The organism is Butyrivibrio sp. XPD2002, assembly GCF_000423945.1.
Classification (GTDB): Bacteria; Bacillota; Clostridia; order Lachnospirales; family Lachnospiraceae; genus Butyrivibrio.
This window is the reverse complement of sequence record NZ_AUIY01000005.1, coordinates 45,985-67,217: the sequence shown is the minus strand read 5'-3', so window position 1 is coordinate 67,217 and position 21,233 is coordinate 45,985. Positions and strand designations below refer to the sequence as shown.

Annotated in this window: 20 protein-coding genes; 18 read left to right on the top strand and 2 right to left on the bottom strand. The window is 44.0% G+C overall.

The features are described from left to right. From G587_RS0104350 to lgt, 10 genes are all read left to right on the top strand, one after another. Positions 1-1,059: a hypothetical protein gene (locus G587_RS0104350; RefSeq protein ID WP_026491247.1), complete on the top strand. Its 1,059-nt coding sequence runs from the start codon at positions 1-3 to the stop codon at positions 1,057-1,059. Positions 1,060-1,223: 164 nt separating this feature from the next. Beyond that, complete coding sequence (locus G587_RS0104345; protein ID WP_026491246.1) at positions 1,224-3,290, top strand: hypothetical protein; 2,067 nt, start codon at positions 1,224-1,226, stop codon at positions 3,288-3,290. Further along, positions 3,287-3,739: a hypothetical protein gene (locus G587_RS0104340; protein ID WP_026491245.1), complete on the top strand. Its 453-nt coding sequence runs from the start codon at positions 3,287-3,289 to the stop codon at positions 3,737-3,739. Before G587_RS0104345 ends, G587_RS0104340 begins: the two co-directional genes overlap by 4 nt. Before the next feature lie 76 nt (positions 3,740-3,815). Continuing rightward, positions 3,816-4,457 carry an endonuclease III domain-containing protein gene (locus G587_RS0104335; protein ID WP_026491244.1) on the top strand — a complete coding sequence of 214 codons (642 nt, stop codon included), beginning with the start codon at positions 3,816-3,818 and terminating at the stop codon, positions 4,455-4,457. A gap of 83 nt (positions 4,458-4,540) precedes the next feature. Further along, positions 4,541-5,344: a putative ABC transporter permease gene (locus G587_RS21335; protein WP_207637461.1), complete on the top strand. Its 804-nt coding sequence runs from the start codon at positions 4,541-4,543 to the stop codon at positions 5,342-5,344. Between the two features lie 14 nt (positions 5,345-5,358). Next, on the top strand, positions 5,359-6,648 hold the full coding sequence (locus G587_RS0104325) for a M18 family aminopeptidase (protein ID WP_035785766.1): 1,290 nt from the start codon (positions 5,359-5,361) through the stop codon (positions 6,646-6,648). Between the two features lie 49 nt (positions 6,649-6,697). After that, entirely contained in the window at positions 6,698-8,002 is a 1,305-nt protein-coding gene (locus G587_RS0104320; RefSeq protein WP_026491242.1) for an SseB family protein, read from the top strand. Positions 8,003-8,124: 122 nt separating this feature from the next. After that, positions 8,125-9,012, top strand: a complete 888-nt coding sequence (locus G587_RS0104315; protein WP_026491241.1) for a chemotaxis protein CheX — start codon at positions 8,125-8,127, stop codon at positions 9,010-9,012. 12 nt (positions 9,013-9,024) lie between these two features. Next, positions 9,025-9,387 carry a response regulator gene (locus G587_RS0104310; RefSeq protein WP_026491240.1) on the top strand — a complete coding sequence of 121 codons (363 nt, stop codon included), beginning with the start codon at positions 9,025-9,027 and terminating at the stop codon, positions 9,385-9,387. Positions 9,388-9,406: 19 nt separating this feature from the next. Continuing rightward, positions 9,407-10,162, top strand: a complete 756-nt coding sequence (lgt, locus tag G587_RS0104305; RefSeq protein ID WP_026491239.1) for a prolipoprotein diacylglyceryl transferase — start codon at positions 9,407-9,409, stop codon at positions 10,160-10,162. Here the strand turns inward: lgt and ymfI are convergent. Further along, complete coding sequence (gene ymfI, locus G587_RS0104300) at positions 10,159-10,902, bottom strand: elongation factor P 5-aminopentanone reductase (protein WP_026491238.1); 744 nt, start codon at positions 10,900-10,902, stop codon at positions 10,159-10,161. The two genes, lgt and ymfI, sit on opposite strands and share 4 nt — an antisense overlap. 167 nt (positions 10,903-11,069) lie before the next feature. On the opposite strand from ymfI, the gene trxB reads away from it, so the two are divergent. Both trxB and G587_RS0104290 read left to right on the top strand, forming a co-directional pair. Then, a complete protein-coding gene (gene trxB, locus G587_RS0104295) occupies positions 11,070-12,005 on the top strand; it encodes a thioredoxin-disulfide reductase (RefSeq protein WP_026491237.1) in 936 nt (311 codons plus the stop codon). A gap of 299 nt (positions 12,006-12,304) precedes the next feature. Continuing rightward, complete coding sequence (locus G587_RS0104290) at positions 12,305-13,633, top strand: C40 family peptidase (protein WP_026491236.1); 1,329 nt, start codon at positions 12,305-12,307, stop codon at positions 13,631-13,633. A 108-nt stretch (positions 13,634-13,741) separates the two neighbouring features. Here the strand turns inward: G587_RS0104290 and hpf are convergent, their stop codons facing one another. Further along, the gene (gene hpf / locus G587_RS0104285; RefSeq protein ID WP_026491235.1) at positions 13,742-14,269 is read right to left on the bottom strand and encodes a ribosome hibernation-promoting factor, HPF/YfiA family; all 528 of its coding nucleotides are present in this window, start codon (positions 14,267-14,269) and stop codon (positions 13,742-13,744) included. Positions 14,270-14,787: 518 nt separating this feature from the next. On the opposite strand from hpf, the gene G587_RS0104280 reads away from it, so the two are divergent. From G587_RS0104280 to G587_RS0104255, 6 genes are all read left to right on the top strand, one after another. Next, positions 14,788-15,963, top strand: coding sequence for an acetyl-CoA C-acetyltransferase (locus G587_RS0104280; protein ID WP_026491234.1), 1,176 nt, complete (start codon positions 14,788-14,790; stop codon positions 15,961-15,963). A 71-nt stretch (positions 15,964-16,034) separates the two neighbouring features. Then, positions 16,035-16,829: an enoyl-CoA hydratase-related protein gene (locus G587_RS0104275; protein WP_026491233.1), complete on the top strand. Its 795-nt coding sequence runs from the start codon at positions 16,035-16,037 to the stop codon at positions 16,827-16,829. Positions 16,830-17,012: 183 nt separating this feature from the next. Beyond that, complete coding sequence (locus tag G587_RS0104270) at positions 17,013-17,888, top strand: 3-hydroxyacyl-CoA dehydrogenase family protein (protein ID WP_026491232.1); 876 nt, start codon at positions 17,013-17,015, stop codon at positions 17,886-17,888. Between the two features lie 108 nt (positions 17,889-17,996). Beyond that, entirely contained in the window at positions 17,997-19,157 is a 1,161-nt protein-coding gene (locus G587_RS0104265) for an acyl-CoA dehydrogenase (protein ID WP_026491231.1), read from the top strand. A 108-nt stretch (positions 19,158-19,265) separates the two neighbouring features. After that, the gene (locus G587_RS0104260; protein ID WP_022762769.1) at positions 19,266-20,057 is read left to right on the top strand and encodes an electron transfer flavoprotein subunit beta/FixA family protein; all 792 of its coding nucleotides are present in this window, start codon (positions 19,266-19,268) and stop codon (positions 20,055-20,057) included. 43 nt (positions 20,058-20,100) lie between these two features. Then, positions 20,101-21,147 carry an electron transfer flavoprotein subunit alpha/FixB family protein gene (locus G587_RS0104255; RefSeq protein ID WP_026491230.1) on the top strand — a complete coding sequence of 349 codons (1,047 nt, stop codon included), beginning with the start codon at positions 20,101-20,103 and terminating at the stop codon, positions 21,145-21,147. Positions 21,148-21,233: the final 86 nt, after the last annotated feature.

Here is a 21,233-nt window from a genome sequence, read left to right as displayed (position 1 = left end):
ATGAAAAAGATATTTACCTATTTAGCCTTTATACTGGCGTTTGTTATTATCATAAGCTGTCTTGACAGACTTCTGTCCGAGAAATCAATTCATGGAATCAATCAGGCCCGCAGCTTCTATGCTCAGCCCAAGGATTCCATAGATGTTCTGATGCTTGGCTCAAGCCATATTCACTGCGACGTGAACACAGCACTTTTGTGGGAAAACTACGGCATCGCAGCCTACGATTACAGTGCAGCGGAGCAGACCTTGTGGCAGACCTACTATTATTTTAAGGAAGCATTAAAAACGCAAAAGCCCAAGGTGGCAGTGCTGGATTTTTACGCAGCTGCATGCTTTAAGAATGATCATCAGTACGACTTTTTATATGAAAATCTCCAGGGACTTCGCCCGTCACTTAATAAGCTTGGACTGTTTGTGACAAGCTGCGAGTTTACAAGATGGGATGACTATTTTCCGGACTTCTTCACCTATCACAACAGATATGAGAGTCTGACCCAGGAGGACTATGATGCTCTTTGGGGAAAAGAGGACCTTGCAGCATTTAAGGGCTACACACCCTACTGTGCGGTTAAGGAGCAGCCAAGACCTGTCTACGATGTGACTATCAGCGCAGACCTTACTCCCAAGTCGGAAAAATATCTGAACAAGATAATCGACCTTGCAAATGAAAATAATGTAAAGCTTTTTTTCATAGTTGCGCCGTACATTGTTGATGACAAGGAGGTTCTTACCTATAACAAGGTGGGACTTATCGCAAGGGACAATGGCATTGAGTACATGAACATGAATGAAGCCTATGATGAGATAGGCCTTGATTTTACCAAGGATTTTAATGACCATTCCCATTTGAATTACGAGGGAAGCTGCAAGTTTACAGAATATCTTGCGGATAATCTTAAGGAGCGATTCGGAGAGGATATTGTAGACAGAAGAGGCGATTCACGCTATAAATCCTGGGATGACAGCATAGAGGTTACAAGAAAAATGGCTGAGGAAGCAAGGGAGCAGGAGAGGCTAAAACAGGAAGCTGCCGCTGCCGAAGAAGACAACAACTGATAGCGGTTTGTGTATAGGAAGCAAACAAGTGATAGCGGTTGCTTTTAAGGCCAAAAACAGATAAAATTGATGTATTCAGAGTTTGGCTTGGAAGACAGGCTTTAATTCAGAATGGTTATATATGATGTAACTGTAGTTTCTATTTTTCTATGAGGGTATTTGTTTTGAAGGGGAATTTAATAAGAGTTTGTAAGAAGACAGTGCTTGCCTGCATTATGATCGCGGCGCTTACTTTTAGTACGACAAAGGAGTTATATGTCAGTGCTGAAGGGGTATCCGGTGATGATTTTGCCGCTATCGAGACAGGGCAGGAGCTGGATTCCGGGGGTGATGATTCCGAGATTCCGGAAGATTCTTCCATTTCAACTATCCAGGATAATACAGATAATGATGAAGGCGAGCCGGCAGCTGAAGAGGCTGACCAGGGCGGCGATGCAGAGGCGTCTGATGAGCAGAAGGATGCTTTAGACGTTCAGGCTGATGCTGTGCCTTCTGAGGAAGTACAGCCTGCTGAAGATGTAGATGCTGTGACAGATGCAGCTCCTGCTGATGCAGAGAAGCCTGCTACTGAAGCGCCTGCAGAAGAGACTGCGCCTGTGGATGATCAGGCACCTGCAGAGGATTCACAGCCGACCGAGGAAGTGCCTCCTACTGATGAAGAAGCGCCGACTGAGGAAGCTCCTGTAGAGGAGAAAGCGCCTGCAGCTGAGAAAAGCGAGCCTGCGGCAACTGTTTCTGCTCTTACTGTTACAGGAACTACTGTAGAGTCCAAGGTTTATAACGGCGAAAGCCAGGATGTACAGATTTCACTGCCTTCTTCGTCAATAACTGTAGCGGGTCAGTCAAAGGATGTTGTTGTTGCAAGCTCTCCTGAGATTGGAACTGTTTATATCGCGGGAATCCCGAATAACACGGTTACAGTAAGTGCCGTTGATGCTACAAATGATAGCAATAACACTTTTGATGTTGCTCTTTCAGGCGTTACGGTTTATAACGAAGCAGCTGAGGATGTCAGTGCACCTTCAACTCTTACGGTTACAGCGGTTGATGTAATTAAGAAGAAAAATGTAGAGCTGGTTTCCATGAACATCGTTAAGCCTTACGATGGAACACCTCTTGAAAATGGCGCTATGCCACTTGCCAAGGAGGATGGCTGGGTAGGTAACCAGGGCGCATATTATAAATTTACCAAGAGCAGAACCGACATCGGAACAGATGTAAATGAGTTCACGATAAGCTCCTACAAGGATGGCACTAATCCCGACAATTACAATATTAAATATACTTTTGGCGGATTATCTGTTGTAGACAGAACCGATGAACAGAAGTACATACTTACGGTAGAAGGTGCGAACAGCACAGTAAAATATAACGGACAGGTTCAGAGTATAAGTGGCTTCATGCTTGAGGGCAGAAGCGATTCTGAATACAGAGTTACAGGAAGCGGCGATTCCTCACAGGTTTTGCCTCTTACAATCGGTGATGCTAATTTTACAGTTACCGGAATTGCTGCATACGGCTCAGGCAAAAATGCCGGCGAATATGCAGTAAACATCACAGGCTCACCCGTGATAAAGGATTCTGAAGGCAATGTGGTTACTAACCAGTTCAAATTTGAATTCAGACCCGGTAAGCTCACCATTGAGAAGAGAAATGTAACTCTTACCTCCGGCAGCACTACAAAGACATTTGATAATAAGACTCACAAGAAGCATAAGGTTACCGTATCAGGTGACGGTTTTGCAGAAGGTGAGGGCGCAACTTATAAATATACAGGTAAACAGAAGGCAGTTGGACAGAGCTACAACTACTTCACCTATACACTTAATGATGGAACTCTCGAAGAGAACTATAATATTGAAAAGGTACCTGGAATCCTCAAGGTTAAGAACGCTGATAAAGCAGTAAACGAGACACCCGGGAATGATAAGAACGATGGATCAAATTCAAGCGATACATCTTCTTCAACACCTGCTACGCAGCAGAGTACAACGCCTGCTCCTAAAACAGAAAAGGCAGCGACTGTTGATCCTAACGTTCTTGGTGCTAAGAGAGTTACAGGCGATGTCACAGTTGATATAGCGAATCCTGCAGATGATAACGTACTTGGTGCCAGAAGATCATCAACTGATGACTATTCAGATCTTGGAAGACATATAATAGTATTTGCGGCAGCAGTACTATTTATGGCAATACTAACAATAAAGAGAAGCAAGAGAATTAAAAAATGACAGAATCAGAATCACGTATTTTTGGAAAAAACTTAATTTGCGTCTGCGTTAATGAGGCGTCAGAAAGGGATATAAGCGGAATGCTGTGGACTCCTTATGAAGAGGAGCCCCTTCCCTTTGGCAGCGGATATGAAATGGTCATGCTGATGGACAGACTCTATGATAACTGGGATTTCCCGCAGAGGACTACATCCTACAGAACCTTTGGTCAGAAGGATAAGACCAGGGACTATCACAATCCCAACTCAATCAGAAAGAGAGAGCCCATCAGAAGCCTCAAGACATACAGAGGCGAGCAGGCAACATTTCTTGTTCAGGTTAAATTCAGGCAGAACAGCTCCTGGCAGGGACAGGTGCTTTGGTCTGAAAAGAAAAAGACGGTTCATTTTAGAAGTACATTGGAACTGCTCAAGCTTATGAGCAGCGCACTAGAGCAGATAGAGAATTGACAATAAGTCCGGGAGGCTTTTGCTTTTCGGACTTAATTAATGGGCAATTTTGCGATAGAATATATTGGTGTTTGCAATGACAAAAAAACAATTAGCGCAGGAAGTAATAGAGAGACTAAAAAAGGAATATCCCGATGCGGACTGTACACTTGACTACAGCGAGGCCTGGCAGCTTCTTGTCAGCGTGCGACTTGCTGCTCAGTGCACGGACGCCAGAGTCGATAAGACTACGCCTCTTTTATATGAAAAGTTCCCTACCGTGGAAGCTTTGGCAGAGGCTGATCCGGCTGACATAGAGGAGATAGTCCGTCCCTGCGGACTTGGTAAATCCAAGGCGAGGGATATCAGTGCATGCATGAAAATTCTTCACGAAAAGTATAATGACATGGTTCCTGACACCATGGAAGAGCTTTTAAAGCTTCCCGGTGTTGGCAGGAAAAGTGCGAATCTTGTCATGGGTGATGTTTTCGGAAAGCCTGCGATTGTTACGGATACGCATTGCATAAGACTTTGTAATCTTATCGGACTTGTGGATAATATCAAGGACCCCGCCAAGGTGGAGGCGCAGCTATGGAAGATTGTTCCTCCCGAGGAGGGTAACAGCCTTTGTCACAGATTCGTATGGCACGGAAGGGCAGTCTGCGTAGCAAGAAGACCCCAGTGCGACGTATGCTGTCTAGGGGATATCTGCAAGCATGGGAAAAGTATTAAGGAGTAAAGACGCGTGACATTTTGCGGCAGATAAGCCCGCCGAATGGAGAGCTTAAAGATATGTTTGTTAGTAAGATATTTATATTATTTATGGCATATAGCTTTATAGGCTGGATCTACGAGTGCATTTACTGCACAGTCAAGGAAGGCCATTGGAGAAACAGAGGATTCTTGTTCGGACCGATCTGTCCAATATATGGGACAGGTTCCGTTGCCTGTGAGCTCGTTTTTGGATATCTTCCTGTGTTCAGAGGCATCCCCTACAATGAGATTCCGCTATGGAAGATATTTGTGATCTGTGCTTTGGGAAGCATGGTTCTGGAATATAGTACATCCTATTTTCTTGAAAAAAGATTCCATGCAGTATGGTGGGAATATTACGACATGCCCCTTAACATTAACGGACGTGTATGTGTGCCTGCGACACTGGGCTTTGGCGTAGCGGGAATCCTTGTTACAAGATTTGTAATGCCCTTCTCTGAAAAGGTACTGGGGATGATTCATCCTCTTGCGGCAGAGATCATCGCCCTTGTTCTGATGGCTTATCTTGCAGCTGACCTGGTGCTTACGGTATCCAGCTTGGTACACCTTCTTGATATGGTTGAAGGTGCCATGGCTGAGTTTGACGGTCGTATGGAGGATGTTTACAAGACAGCCGCTGCGACTCCCGTTAAGGCCAAGGAAGCTATCACTTCCGTTCCTATAATGGCAAAGAGTGCAATCGCATTTGCTGCTGAGCGCCTCGATTTCAGACAGAGGTATCAGCTTGGAAATATTAAAAACTTCAGGTTCAAAAGACCCGTTTTCAGAGGTGGGAAGAAACTTAATACTGAACGAATGTCTGAGTTTTACAAAGGACTTCAGGACAGAATTCGTATGGGAAATGATAAATGATAGAAGGTGAAGAAATGAAAAAAACAGTAAAAGGATTAACAGATTTTATCAAGAAGAGCCCCACAGCTTTTCATGCAGTAGAAGAACTCAGAGTAAGGCTTCTCGAAGAGGGCTTTACAGAGCTTAATGAAAATGAGAAGTGGAAGCTTTCAAAGGGCGGAAAATACTTCGTTACAAGAAGCGGCTCTTCAATTATATCCTTTAAACTCCCTGCAAAGGATTACAAGGGATTTTACATGATCGCAAGCCACAGCGATTCTCCCTCCTTTAAGATCAAGGAGAATCCGGAGATCGAATCAGTAGGCGCTTATGTAACTCTTAATGTGGAGAAGTATGGCGGAATGCTTTGCGCGCCCTGGTTTGACAGACCGCTTTCTATTGCGGGCCGCGTCATGGTGAAAAAATCCGGGGCAGCAGTTGGCGTAGATTCCAAGCTTGTTGATGTAGGAAGGGATCTTGTTATGCTGCCCTCACTCGCAATCCACATGGACAGAGAGGCTAACGACGGTCACAAGTACAACGCCCAGAAGGACATGCTTCCGATTTTCGGAGATGTGACAAGCAAGGATACATTTATGAAGCTTATCGCAGAGTCTGCAGGTGTTAAGGAAAAAGATATTGTTTCTCACGATCTTTTCCTTTATAACAGAGTAGAGCCCACTGTATGGGGGGCAAACGATGAGTTCGTTTCCTCAGGACGTCTCGATGATCTCGAGTGCTGCTACGGTTCCTTCGAGGGCTTCGTAAAGGCTGAGAATAAGAAGAACGTTATCATGCATGTTGTATTTGATAATGAGGAGGTTGGCAGTACCACAAGACAGGGCGCTGCATCCACATTCCTTAAGGATACACTTGTGAGAATAAATGATGCTTTTGGTAAGAGCAAAGAGGATTATCTTGTATCACTGGCAGAGAGCTTTATGGTTTCTGCTGACAATGCTCACGCAGTTCATCCTAACTATGTTGAGAAGGCAGATCCTGTAAACAGACCTCAGATGAACAAGGGCATTGTAATCAAGTACAATGCTAATCAGAAGTACACAACAGATGCTGTTTCAGGTGCTGTTTGCAAGCTCATCTGTGAGAAAGCAAAGGTTCCTTTCCAGACCTTCACTAATCGCTCAGACGTAGCAGGTGGTTCAACACTTGGTAATATATCAGGTACACAGGTTGCGGTCAGAACAGTGGATATAGGTATGGCACAGCTTGCAATGCATTCGCCTTATGAGACAGCCGGCGTGCAGGATGTTGATTATCTGATAGCATTTTCAAAGACATTCTTTGAGGCTGACATTCAGGCGTAAAACGGCCTTATAAAGTTTTAAGTAGTATTAAGAACGGAGAGATATTTTAATGGGAATTTTAGATTTTTTGGGTGGTAAAAAGAAAGCGGAGGAGGCTGCACTTCTTGAAGAGCAGCAGGAGGCCGAGAAGAAGGCTGAGCAGATTGCTGAGCTTAAGGAAAAGCACAAGGAGCTTAGCTGGCCTGTTCCCGGCAAGCTTAATCCTATAAAGATTGAGGGACAGGAAGAGGACGGAGAATTTGAGGATCCTCTCACAGAGGAGCGCAAGGCTGAGATTGGTGAGCTCATTTATGAAGAGGAGCTAAACATCGATTCAATCAAGTTCTTATCCATGCAGGAGCTTCTTTTCCTTCTGACAGTTCAGGAGAGATTCCAGAAGGTTGCGCCTATTCCTGGTTATGAAGCTAATCACAGAAAGGTGTACAACGAGATCCTCGGAAGAGTCCGCGATGCTAAGATGCTTTACGTGCTCTTTGATATGCAGACAGGCTATCCCTTCATTGATCACGGATATATCAATATCTATTCATCTCAGGAGTATGCTGAGGCTGCTGTTAAGGTATTTGCAAAGCAGTTCAGAAAACTGGCTGTCCGCGCATGCAAGGCTGATAACGAAGCAGAGTCTGCAAGCGAGAGAAGAACATTCTTCGATTATCTCTACTATCTTGGAATTGAGCACTTCATAATTGATAACGGCTATTACAGAGCACACTTTAAGAGAAACGAGATCGTGGCAGCACCCGGAGACTGGGGTAACGGCGGAGACAAATCTCCCAAGAATCCTACTCTCGTATTTGCCATCCTTGATTTCCTCGGAGAGGTGAGATGGCCTGTTAAATATGAAAAGAGAAACGAGGTTCTCACAGCTAAGGAAATGCGTATGGCTCAGGCTGCACAGGCAGCTAACTATATCGTTCCCATGCAGCATGAGGGACCTGTTGAAGTATTAGAGGATGGCAGATTTAAGTTCACTGCCGACACCAAGATCAGATTCCCTGAGATCAAGAGTCCTGATGAAAAGCACTTCCTTCCTGTTTTCACAGATGGAATAGAGTTCACCAAGGCCTTCAGGAATTCTGAGTACAAGGGAGCTGTTTTCGGGTTTGGAGATATTCTTAAGTTTGTGGGTGAGAAGGATGGTATCATAATCAATCCCGGCGGACAGAAGATCATGATTCCCAGAGACCGTATGCTGGCTCTTCAGATGGCTGCACAGGCTGCATCTGCAGGCAAGAACGCCGGTAAGAAGCCTGCAAAGAAGAAGCTCTCAGAGACAGAGGCAGCGGTTCAGTCAGCTATGAGCGGAAAAGGAATTGCAGCTAAGACGGAAGTGGAAGAAGAACCTGAAGAATAATTATCAAAAACAAAGGCATAGCTTCGCTCTATTAGGTATTATTCAAGGCTGTTTTGTGTTAAAATTGTTATTAACTTGATTGTGTTTTTTTCTTATGTTTTTCTTATGAATTGGAGGGTATTATGTTTGACCGAATAATGGGAAAATACCTCCTCGACAGGGGGACTATTACTAAAGCACAGTTATATACGGCTTATCAGGTTATGGAGTCGAGAAGAGCTAAGCTTGGAGTAATAGCGGTTACTGAGAAGCTTATGACGGTTGCTCAGGCTGAGGAAATTAATGCACTTCAGGCCACGAAGGATAAACGTTTCGGCGACCTGGCTATAGAGAGAGGCTATATTACTGAGATACAGCTTGGTTATCTGTTGTCTCTTCAGGGGAATGAATTCCAGACATTCACATCTGCACTTGTTGAGAAAGGCATTATGACACTAGAGGATGTGGATGATGTTCTTGGAGCTTTCCAGCAGGAGAAGAATCTTACAGATGAACAGATGTCTGCGCTTAAAAACGGAGATCCTGATTTTATAGTGCCGCTTTTTACAGGTACGGATGATCCGGAGTACAACGCTCTTTACAGATATGGAGTTAAAAATATATACAGACTAGTGGATACGCACCTTTCCATCGATCGTGTTTATACCACAAACAACATCAAGGATCAGTGCATTGCGTATCAGTCCTTTTCAGGGGATGTCAAAGCAACTGTTGCACTTATTGGCAAGAATGAGGATTTGCAGAAGCTGGCTAAGAGCTACACCAAGGAGGAGTTTATTGAGACCGAGGAAGATGCTCTTGATGCTATGTGCGAGCTCATAAACTGCATAAATGGTTTGTATGCAACAGACAGGAGTAAACAGGGTAAGAAGATTGAACTTGATCCGCCTTATTTCATCACTAAGTTTGGTGAGATTTCAGGTGATGATATTCATGTAATGACTGTTAACTGCTGTGATGCAGATATTCGTCTTGTTGTCGCTGTGAATTCAGAAGTGACTGTTAAATAAGGAGAAGGGACTATGGCAAACATTCTAATAGTTGATGATTCCAGAACATCCAGAAGAGTGCTGAAGGACATGCTCGAGAGACATGGACATTCAGTTGTACATGAAGCTACAAATGGCCAGGAAGGCTTTGACGACTATGGCAAATTTAAGCCTGATATTGTTACTATGGACATTACAATGCCTGTAATGGATGGTATTGAGGGACTTAAGCTTATTCGCAAGGCTTATCCGGATGCAAAGGTGATAATGATTACAGCTGCCGGACAGAATGAAAAGGTTGTGGAAGCTGTGGAGAACGGAGCGGTTGAGTTTGTTACAAAGCCGCTTGATGAGAATACAGTTATCTCTGCAATAGATAAAGTGTTGAAGAGTTAACTGTTGGAAATGGAGAAATATGTTTAATGATATTAAGATAGGTCCTGTTACATTACACATGTACGGCCTTATGATAGCTGTTGGTTTTTTGGCAGCACTCATGATTGTACTTAAGAGAGGAAAAAAGAAGGGCTTATCTGAAGATACCATTTATGGCATTTTTTATTGTGCTATTATCGGAGGCCTGCTGGGATGCAGGCTTCTGTTTTATATTGTTGAATTTAAAGATATCCTGAAGGACCCTTCGATATTGTGGGATTTTGCAAACGGATATGTTGTGTATGGAGGAATAATCGGTGGAATAGTTTCTGCTTATTTCTACGTGACAAAAAGAAGACATGAAGAGTTTTTGAAGTACTTTGATGTAGTTATGCCTGCGGTTGCAATTGCACAGGGCTTTGGAAGAATAGGGTGCTTCTGTGCGGGATGCTGCTACGGAGCAGAGACCACAAGTCCCTTTCATGTAGTCTTTACTCATTCCGATTTTGCACCGAACGGGGTTCCGCTTATTCCTACGCAGCTGATGTCATCAGCTGGAGACTTCCTTATTGGAGCGTTCCTTATCTGGTATTCCAATAAGACGGAGGTAAAGGGCAGAACAGCAGCCATGTACCTGGTGCTTTACGGCATCGGCAGATTCTGCATCGAGTTCTTCCGTGCGGATTACAGAGGAAGCATCGGAGTTTTATCAACATCACAAATCATCTCTATTGTGATGGTAGCAATCGGACTTATCCTTGCAAAAATCGCTCCGAAGCTTGAGATGAGATTTTAAATCCAACCACCATCGATGGTGATTATCTGTCCTGTGAGGTAGGAGGGTGAGCGGGCGATGCTAAGAGCAAGTTCCGCCACTTCCTCGGGACGGCCCAGTCTGTCGGCAGGGATTTCCGATGCGAGCTCAGAAAGCTCATCCTCTGAGAGATGAGAGCTGTTCATTTCCGTATCGATGACTCCGCAGGCTATGGCGTTTACCTGAACACCGCTTGGTGCCACTTCCTTTGCAAGGGCTTTTGTGAAGGCATTTACACCGCCTTTTGAAGTTGAATATGCAACTTCACAGGAGGCACCTACCTGGCCCCATACAGAGGATATATTGATGATTTTTCCATGACCGTTTCTTATCATATAAGGAACGGCTTTTTTACAGATATAGAAAACAGAATCAAGGTTAGTACCGATCATCTGGTGCCATTCATCGGAGCTCATATCGGTCAAAAGTCCATACCAGGCTATTCCCACGTTATTTATAACAACCTCGGGAGCGCCTATGGGAGATTTATCTATTATGTCAAAAAGTGAGCTTACGTCCGCTTCATCAGATACGTCACAGGCTACGGCGATGGCTGTGATGCCATATTTGGCAGACAGCTCTGCGGTATAGGCTGTAAGTGAGTCTACATGGCTTTTGCAGCACAGATAAAGATTGTAATTATTTTTTGCAAACTCAGCTGCAATAGCTTTTCCAATGCCTCTTGAGGCGCCTGTGATCAAAGCAGTACATTTATCTGACATTATTATTCTCCTTAGGGAATGATATTATTTATAAGTATTTTTAATTCCAGTATCATCTTAACATAAAAAGCTATTTACAAATTTATATTTTGGGGTTATTATGTGTTCAATAAATGAATTGCACACAATCTAATTTATATATAAAAGTATCGCAAGGAGGTTTTACAATGAGAGATTTAGTTATTATCGGTTCCGGACCTGCCGGACTTTCTGCAGCTGTTTACGCTAAGAGAGCAGGACTTGATACACTCGTGATCGAGAAGGATCCTGTCAGCGGTGGCCAGATTCTTATTACTTATGAAGTAGATAACTATCTTGGACTTCCCGGAATTAACGGTTTTGATATGGGAATGAAGTTCCGTGAGCATGCTGATAAGCTCGGTGCTGAATTCGCAGAAGGATGTGTTTCTTCTATATTAAAGGTTAAAGAAGGAAACGAAAAAGAATCTTCTATATATAAAGTAGTAACAGACCAGGGTGAGTACGAAACGAAGACAGTTCTTCTTGCAACCGGCGCGACACACAACAAGCTTGGAGTAAAGGGTGAAGAGGAATTCACAGGACGCGGTGTTTCATATTGTGCTACCTGCGACGGTGCATTTTTCAGAAATAAGGTTGCAGTTGTTAACGGCGGCGGAGATGTGGCTGTTGAGGATGCGATTTTCCTGGCAAGAGGCTGCAGCAAGGTTTACCTTGTTCACAGAAGAGATGAGCTTCGTGCTGCCAAGATCCTTCAGGAGGAGCTTTTATCACTTCCTAATGTAGAAGTTATATGGGACAGCGTAATAGAAGAGGTTAAGGGCGATAACAAGGTTACTGCCGTATCTGTTAAAAATGTTAAGACGGGTGAAACTAAGGACGTGGAAACAGATGCCCTTTTCGTGGCAATAGGAATCCATCCTCTTACAGAGAGCTTCGAAGGACTTGCTGATATGGACGATAACGGCTATATAATCGCTGATGAGAGCGGTGCAACATCAACCCCCGGAATATTTGTTGCAGGTGACTCAAGAAAGAAGAGACTAAGACAAATTGTTACAGCTGTTGCAGATGGAGCTAATGCAGTGACCTCCGTGCAGGATTATCTGGTTGGTAAAAAATAAAATAACTATAAAATAAGTATAAAAAATCTTGCACAAAAATCACTCTGCAAATTTTGTTAACTATTGCTTGTATTGAAAATTGTTCAGAACACAATATATTGAAAACAGCCAGGAGCCGCATGAACACTGGCTGTTTTCTTGTTTTAAATTGCTTTAATAGATTCGCCAATTTCAAAAATGGCTTTATTGAGCCACGCAATTTCGGACAAATTGGATATGTGAGGTTGACAAAATGATAATGACAATGTATATTTTTAAAAGATGTAACAAATTCGTAACATATATTTTGGAGGTTTGTTTTGCGAAAGACTAGAATGCAGTTAATAGCAATGGGGGTTGCTGCTGCGGTAACAGTTGGAGGAACAGGTATTGGTGCTAATGCTTCAGCATCTAAGGTAACAACGGTTTTGCCTTCCGCAGGTATCAGCTACGCGCTGACAGGAGATTCAGTATCTCTTTCTAACCTTGCAGGTGATAATACAGATGATAAGCTTGCAGAGAATGATATTCAGGATTCTGCAGTGACTATTACAGAGACTACACCTCTTGCATCAACATTGCAGGAGAACATCCTTAACGATATTCAGAAAGCTACCGGAGCTACAATCCCGGCTGAAGAGCCCGGAACCGGTGAGGACACTGAGGAATCAGAAGAGGAGCTTACAGACGAGCAGAAGGAAGAAGAGCGTTTCAAGTCTCTCGTTATTGCTAACGTTAATGATTATGTAAACGTACGTGATAACCCGAGTGAAGATGACGGCGAGATCATCGGTAAGCTTTATGATGATTCAGTAGGTACTTTCATTGAGGAGACCGACGGATGGTACAAGATTAAGTCTGGTCGAGTTGAGGGTTACGTTAAGGCTGAGTATTGTGTAACAGGTGAGGATGCAGTTGAACTTGCCAAGGAAGTTGGTAAGAGAATTGCTACTGTTACAACAACAACACTTAAAGTAAGAAGTGGCCCCAGCACAGATGATGAAGTGCTTGGACTTGTTCCGATAGAGGACGAACTCGTAGTAACCGAGGAGATGGATGGCTGGGTTAAGGTCAGCATCGAAGAAGGTGAAGGTTACGTATCAATGGATTACGTAGAGCTTTCAACAGAGTTCGTAGAAGCTGAGTCTAAGGAAGAAGAGGAAGCTCGTCTTAAGAAAGAGGAAGAGGCTCGTCAGGCAGCTCTTGCTCAGGCTAAGAAGAACACTAAGAGCTCTTCTGACAAGGGTGACGGAAGCTCATCCAAGAGCTACAACTCAGCTGCAAGTTATACTACACAGTCAAGCTCAATTGGTTCTGCAGTTGCATCTTATGCACAGCAGTTCGTTGGTAACCCGTATGTATACGGCGGAACCAGTCTTACAAACGGAGCAGACTGCTCAGGTTTCGTTATGAGTGTATATGCTAACTTCGGTGTAAGCCTTCCTCACTCAAGTGGTGCGGACAGAAGCGTCGGAGCAGCAGTTGATGGACTTGCTAATGCACAGCCCGGTGATATCGTATGTTACTCAGGTCACGTAGGTATCTACATCGGCGGAGGAAACATTGTACATGCTTCTTCAGCTAAGACCGGTATCAAGATTTCTAACGCAAGCTACAGACAGGTTCTTTCAGTTCGAAGGATCTTCTAATCTAAGAAAAATAACGCCAGATGGATGATGAATCCATTTGGCGTTTTTATTTTGCTTTGAGGCAATAAAATACCCCGGGAAATTCCCGGGGTGTATTTGCATTATTCTTTAGTCGGGCTCGATCAGACCGTAGGTGTTACCCTTACGTTTATAAACTACGTTAGGCTGATCAGTCTCAGCATTGATGAATACGAAGAAGTTATGTCCAAGAAGCTCCATCTGGATTGCAGCGTCCTCTACATACATGGGCTTAAGATCGAATTTCTTAACTCTCTCAATCCTGATCTCTTCATCATCAAACTCTTCGTTGTCAATGTACTCTTTCTTGAAGTTGCTGATCTCAGTCTGATGTTTGTTAACAAGCTTACTCTTATATTTTTTCAGCTGGCGTTCAATGATCTCCTCCACCAGATCTATTGAAACATACATATCATTGCTGACCTGTTCGGATCTGATTATCTTTCCCTTAACAGGAATAGTAACCTCGATCTTATGACGATCCTTGTCAGCGGTTAAAGTTACGTTGACATTGGTCTCCGGAGTGAAGTACTTCTCTAACTTTCCGATCTTTTCCTCCACAGCGGCTCTCAGTCCGGGTGTTACATCGATGTTCTTACCAATAATAGTGAATTTCATGCAATCATCCCCTTTGCAGTTTTATTGTATAGCCAAAGAACAAGCACTTGGAAAATCAAGGACTTTGCTTATTCTTAATTGTTTAAATTATAACATTTATTTACGTGTATAATCAATTTATTCAACCTTAGTTTAGAAATCTTTAATCTTTGTGAAAGTCGTACAAAAAATATGTTTGCCTTTTGGTGGTGGAAAAATCTATTTTGTTGTGGATAAAAGTGGATAATGTGGATAACTTCGTGTATAAGTCGTAAATTAGGCATTCCCATTTTTGAAAATGTGGATAACTCTTAAAATATTTCTAAAATTTATTTGAATTTTTTATATTGACTTTTTAATTTATGTGCAAATATGACAGCTTCACAAAAAAATCACAAAAAATAGATATATTGACTGTGCTTTTCCTTGCATAGAAAATCGCACACATGCTATAATATATTCGTTGTGACAAAAAAATAACAAGCAACAAAAAATAATATAAAATTGCGGACAGTTGTCCCGAAACGGAGGTAGCATCTATGGCACAAAAGGTAGTATTGGCAGGCGCTTGCAGAACAGCAATCGGTAAGATGGGTGGAGCCCTTTCAAACACACCGGCAGCAGAACTTGGTTCAATCGTAATCAAGGAAGCACTTAACAGAGCAGGCGTTAAGCCTGAGCAGGTAGACGAGGTTCTTATGGGTTGCGTTATCCAGGCAGGTCTTGGTCAGAACGTAGCACGTCAGGCTTCAATCAAGGCAGGTCTTCCTGTTGAGGTACCCGCAGTTACTATCAATGTTGTTTGCGGTTCAGGTCTTAACTGCGTGAACATGGCTGCAGAGAAGATTATTTCAGGCAGCGCAGATATCGTAGTTGCAGGTGGTATGGAGAACATGTCTATGGCTCCTTTCGCACTTGATAAGGCTCGTTTCGGTTATCGTATGAATAATGGTGTATTAAAGGATTGTATGGTAAACGATGCTCTTTGGGATGCATTCAACGATTACCACATGATCAAGACTGCTGATAACGTAGCAGAGCAGTGGAAGCTTACAAGAGAAGAGCTTGATGAGTTTGCACTTAACAGCCAGCAGAAGTGCGAAGCTGCACAGAAGGCAGGCAAGTTCAAGGACGAGATCGTTCCTGTTCCTGTAAAGGTTAAGAAGGAAACAGTTATGTTCGATACAGACGAAGGCCCTCGTGCAGGTTCTACAATGGAAGGTCTTGCAAAGCTTCGTCCTATCAACGCTGATGGCGTAACAACAGCTGGTAACGCTTCAGGTATCAACGACGGTGCAGCAGCTATCGTTGTTATGAGCGAAGAGAAGGCTAAGGAACTTGGTATCACACCTATGGCTACATGGGTATGTGGTGCTCTTGGCGGTGTTGATCCTTCTATCATGGGTGTTGGCCCTGTTGCTGCAACAAAGAAGGTTCTTGATCGCACAGGTCTTAAGATCGAAGATATCGATATCTACGAAGCAAACGAAGCTTTCGCAGCTCAGTCTGTAGCAGTAGGTAAGGATCTTGGATTCGATCTTTCAAAACTTAATGTTAACGGTGGTGCTATTGCACTTGGTCACCCTGTAGGAGCTTCAGGATGCCGTATTCTTGTTACTCTTCTTCACGAGATGCAGAGATCTGACAAGAAGCGTGGTCTTGCTACTCTTTGCATCGGTGGTGGCATGGGTTGTGCAACTATCGTTGAGCGCTAAAACTAAATGCAAAAGGGAAACGGACTTGTCCGTTTCCTTTTTTAAGCAAGATATTAAAGGAGGCAAAGAAAATGGGATTTGTAAATGTTGAAGTTAAGGATAAGATTGCAGTCCTTACAATCAACCGTCCTGAGGCACTCAATGCTCTTAACAGCCAGGTTCTTGATGACCTTAACGCTGCTCTTGACAGCATTGATGTGAACACAGTAAGAGCTCTTGTTCTTACAGGTGCAGGCGAGAAGTCATTTGTAGCAGGTGCTGATATCGGAGAGATGAGCACACTTACAAAGGCAGAAGGTGAAGCATTTGGTAAGAAGGGAAATGATGTATTCAGAAAGCTGGAGACATTCCCGATTCCTACAATCGCAGCAGTTAACGGCTTTGCTCTTGGTGGCGGCTGCGAGATTTCAATGAGCTGTGATATTCGTATCTGCTCAGACAACGCTATGTTTGGTCAGCCCGAGGTTGGTCTTGGAATTACTCCCGGATTCGGCGGCACACAGAGACTTGCTCGTCTCATCGGTGCAGGCATGGCTAAGCAGCTTATCTATACAGCTCGCAATATCAAGGCTGACGAGGCTTACAGAATCGGTCTTGTAAATGCAGTATATACACAGGAAGAACTCCTTCCTGCAGCTGAGAAGATGGCGGGCACAATTGCAGCACAGGCTCCTATCGCAGTTCGTGCTTGCAAGAAGGCTATCAACGACGGACTTCAGCTTGATATCGATAAGGCTATCGAGCTTGAGGAGAAACTTTTCGGTGATTGCTTCGAGACAGAGGATCAGCGTGAAGGTATGGCTAATTTCCTTCGCAAGAAAGACGATCCGAAGAAGGTTAAGGTTGTTGATTTTAAAAATGCGTGATCAAGGGGTTCAAAGTCGAAAAGTGCTTTGCTTGCAAAATGCACTTTGAGACCTTGAAGACCGGCATTTTTATGAGGAAGAAGCACGATAGTGCGGATTCCGAATGAAAATAGCATGATGAAAGCGAAGCGTAGTCATGCGGTGATCATTGATTATGTAAATTATTCATTAGGAGGAATTAAAATGAAGGTAGCAGTTATTGGCGCAGGTACAATGGGCGCAGGCATCGCTCAGACATTTGCACAGGCAGACACAGTAGATAAGGTTTATCTTTGTGACATTAAGACAGAGTTCGCTGAGGGCGGCTTTGCTAAGATCAAGAAGAGCATCGACAAGATGGTATCAAAGGGAAAGATCGATCAGGCTAAGGCTGATGCTATCATCGGCAAGATCCAGACAGGTCTTAACGACATCTGCACAGATGCTGATCTCGTAGTAGAGGCAGCTCTTGAGGTTATGGATATTAAGAAGAACCTCTTCAAGGAGCTTGAGGAGAACATCGTAAAGAATCCTGATTGCATTTTCGCATCTAACACATCATCTCTTTCAATCACAGAGATCGGTGCAGGACTTCCTAAGCCGGTTATCGGTATGCACTTCTTCAATCCCGCTCCTGTTATGAAGCTGGTTGAGGTTATCCAGGGTGCAAACACACCTGAGGCTGACGTTGAGAAGATCAAGAAGATCTCTGAGGATCTTGGAAAGACTCCCGTACAGGTTAACGAGGCAGCTGGTTTCGTAGTAAACCGTATCCTTGTTCCTATGATCAATGAAGGTATCTTCGTATATTCAGAAGGTGTTTCAGATATCCAGGGCGTAGACACAGCTATGAAGCTTGGCTGCAACCATCCTATGGGACCCCTTGAACTCGGTGACTACATCGGACTTGATATCGTTCTTGCAATCATGGACGTTCTCTACAAGGAGACAGGTGATTCCAAGTATCGTGCTTGCCCTCTTCTTCGTAAGATGGTTCGTGGTAAGAAGCTTGGTGTTAAGACTGGTATCGGTTTCTACGATTACAGCGATGGTGGCAAGGTGCCTACAGATAGAAAATAAAAGTAATCACTTGGCGCCGTCCTTTGGCGCCTAGTGTACTACTTTGTTCGATCGAGCGAAGCGAGAGTCGAACTTCCTTAAACAATTATTTCACAGGAGGATTTTTTCATGGATTTTCAGTTAGATCAGCAACATGAAATGGCGAGATCTCTTTTCAAAGAGTTCGCAGAAAAAGAAGTAAAGCCGCACGCAATTGATGTGGATGAGACAGAGAAGTTCCCTACAGAGACTGTTAAGTTAATGCAGAAGTACGGTTTCATGGGTATTCCGATTCCGAAGGAATATGGCGGACAGGGATGTGATCCCCTTACATACGTTATGTGCGTAGAGGAGCTTGCAAAGGTTTGTGGTACAACAGCAGTTATCGTATCTGCTCACACATCACTTTGCTGCGATCCTATCTTGACATACGGTACAGAAGAGCAGAAGCAGAAGTACCTTGTTCCCCTTGCAAAGGGTGAGAAGCTCGGTGCTTTCGGTCTTACAGAGCCCATGGCTGGTACAGACGCTCAGGGCGTTCAGACAAAGGCTGTTCTTTCAGAGGATGGTAAAGAGTGGATCCTTGATGGTTCCAAGTGCTTCATCACAAACGGTAAGGAAGCTGATGTTTACATCATCTTTGCTTACACAGATGTAGTAGAAGATAAGAAGGGCAGAAAGCAGAAGAAGTTCTCAGCATTCATTGTTGAGAAGGATACACCTGGCTTCACCTTCGGTACAAAGGAAAACAAGATGGGTATCCGTGGATCATCCACATACGAGCTCATTTTCCAGGATTGCCATATTCCTGCAGAGAACCTTCTTGGTGTAAGAGGTAAGGGCTTCGCAATCGCTATGCACACACTTGATGGTGGACGTATCGGTATCGCTGCTCAGGCTCTTGGTATCGCTGAGGGTGCTCTTGATCGTACAGTTGAGTACGTTAAGGAGAGAAAGCAGTTCGGTAGAGCAATCGGTGCTTTCCAGAATACACAGTTCCAGCTTGCTAACATGGCTACACAGTGTGAGGCAGCCAGACTTCTTGTATATCAGGCAGCTGATGCAAAGAAGACTAAGGATTACTACGGAATCGAAGCTGCTAAGGCTAAGCTTTTCGCTGCAGAGGTAGCTATGGATGTAACTACAAAGGCTGTACAGCTTCACGGTGGTTACGGCTACATCAGAGAGTACGAAGTAGAGCGTATGATGCGTGATGCTAAGATCACAGAGATCTACGAGGGTACATCTGAAGTTCAGAGAATGGTTATTTCCGGTGCTTTATTGAAGTAAATCACTTGATGAGGTTTTATCGAATCTAGTGAGTTACTTCGTTCGGTCGAGTGCAAAGCACGAGAGCCGAACTTCCTTGTGAATAACAGAATAAAAAGGAGAATAAAAATGAAAGTTGTAGTTTGCATAAAGCAGGTGCCCGATACAAAGGGCGGGGTTAAGTTTAAACCCGATGGAACACTCGACAGAGGAGCAATGCTTGCAATCATGAACCCTGATGACAAGGCAGGTCTTGAGGCAGCTCTTCGTCTTAAAGATGAATACGGCGCAGAAGTTACTGTTGTAACCATGGGTCTTCCCAAGGCTGAGGCAGTTCTTCGTGAGGCTATGGCAATGGGTGCTGACAAGGCAGTTCTTGTTACAGACCGTGTACTTGGTGGTGCTGACACATGGGCAACATCTTCAACAATCGCAGGCGCACTCAGAAACCTTGAGTATGATCTCGTAATCACAGGCCGTCAGGCTATCGATGGTGATACAGCTCAGGTTGGTCCTCAGATTTCTGAGCACCTTGGTCTTCCTGTAATCTCTTACGCTGAAGAGATCAAGGTTGACGAGAAGGCTAAGACTGTTGTTGTTAAGCGTCAGTTCGAGGATCGTTATCACATGGTAGAGGCTAAGATGCCTTGCCTTATCACAGCTCTTGCAGAGCTCGGCGAGCCCAGATACATGACACCCGGCGGAATCTTCGATGCATTCGAGAAGGAAGTAACCGTTTGGGGCAGAGCAGACCTTAAGGATGTTGAGGATTCTAACCTTGGTCTTAAGGGATCACCTACTCAGATCGCTAAGGCTTCTGATAAGGTTAAGAAGGGCGCTGGTGAGAAGATCGTTGCTGATTCAGCTGACGAAGCAGTAGATTATCTCTTTGGTAAGCTTGAAGAGAAGCATGTCATCTAATGAACCTGCGTAAGCAGCAATATAGTATAAAGGAGAACAAAACATGTCTTTAGAAGAATATAAGGGTGTATTTATATTTGCTCAGCAGGTAGACAATGAGCTCTCAGGTATCGCATTGGAGCTTCTGGGCAAAGCAAAAGATCTTGCAAAAGATCTTGATGAGAAGAAAGTAACAGCAGTCCTTCTTGGTGACAAGGTAGGCAATCTTGTAGATACTCTTGCAGAGTATGGCGCAGATCGTGTAATCGTTGTTGACGATCCTGAACTTAAGGATTATCGTACAGAGCCTTACACACATGCACTTGCATCTGTTATCGATGAGTTCAAGCCGGAGATCCTTCTTGTTGGTGCTACAGCAATCGGCCGTGACCTTGGTCCTCGCGTATCTTCACGTGTTCACACAGGTCTTACAGCTGACTGTACACAGCTTGATATCGGTGATTTCCCGCTTAACGCAGTTGAGGGTCAGGAGCAGAAGCATAAGCAGCTCCTTATGACACGTCCTGCATTCGGTGGTAACACAATCGCTACTATCGCTTGCCCTGACTTCCGTCCTCAGATGGCAACAGTTCGTCCTGGCGTTATGCAGAAGATCGCTCCTGTAAAGGGCGCTAAGGCTGAGGTTGTTGAGTTCAACCCTGGCTTCAAGGAGAACGCTTGCTATACAAAGATCCTTGAGATCGTTAAGGCAGTTTCAGAGGTTGAGGATATCCAGGAAGCTAAGATCCTTGTATCTGGTGGCCGTGGTGTTGGAAGCCCTGAGAACTTCAAGATCCTTGAGGACCTTGCTAAGGTTCTTCACGGAACAGTATCCTGCTCACGTGCAGTTGTAGATTCAGGCTGGAAGCCGAAGGATCTTCAGGTAGGTCAGACTGGTAAGACAGTTCGTCCTAAGGTTTACTTCGCAATCGGTATCAGCGGAGCTATCCAGCACGTTGCTGGTATGGAAGAGTCAGATCTCATCATCGCTATCAACAAGGATGAGAACGCTCCTATCTTCGACGTAGCTGATTACGGTGTAGTAGGCGACCTTAACAAGATCGTTCCTGCACTTACAAAGAAGCTTGAGGCAGCTCTTGCTGAGAAGTAATCAACTAATATAAAAGCTTATAAGGCACAGTTCAGAGATTTTCTTTGGACTGTGTCTTTTTTATTTAAATGTTTATATAATATAGA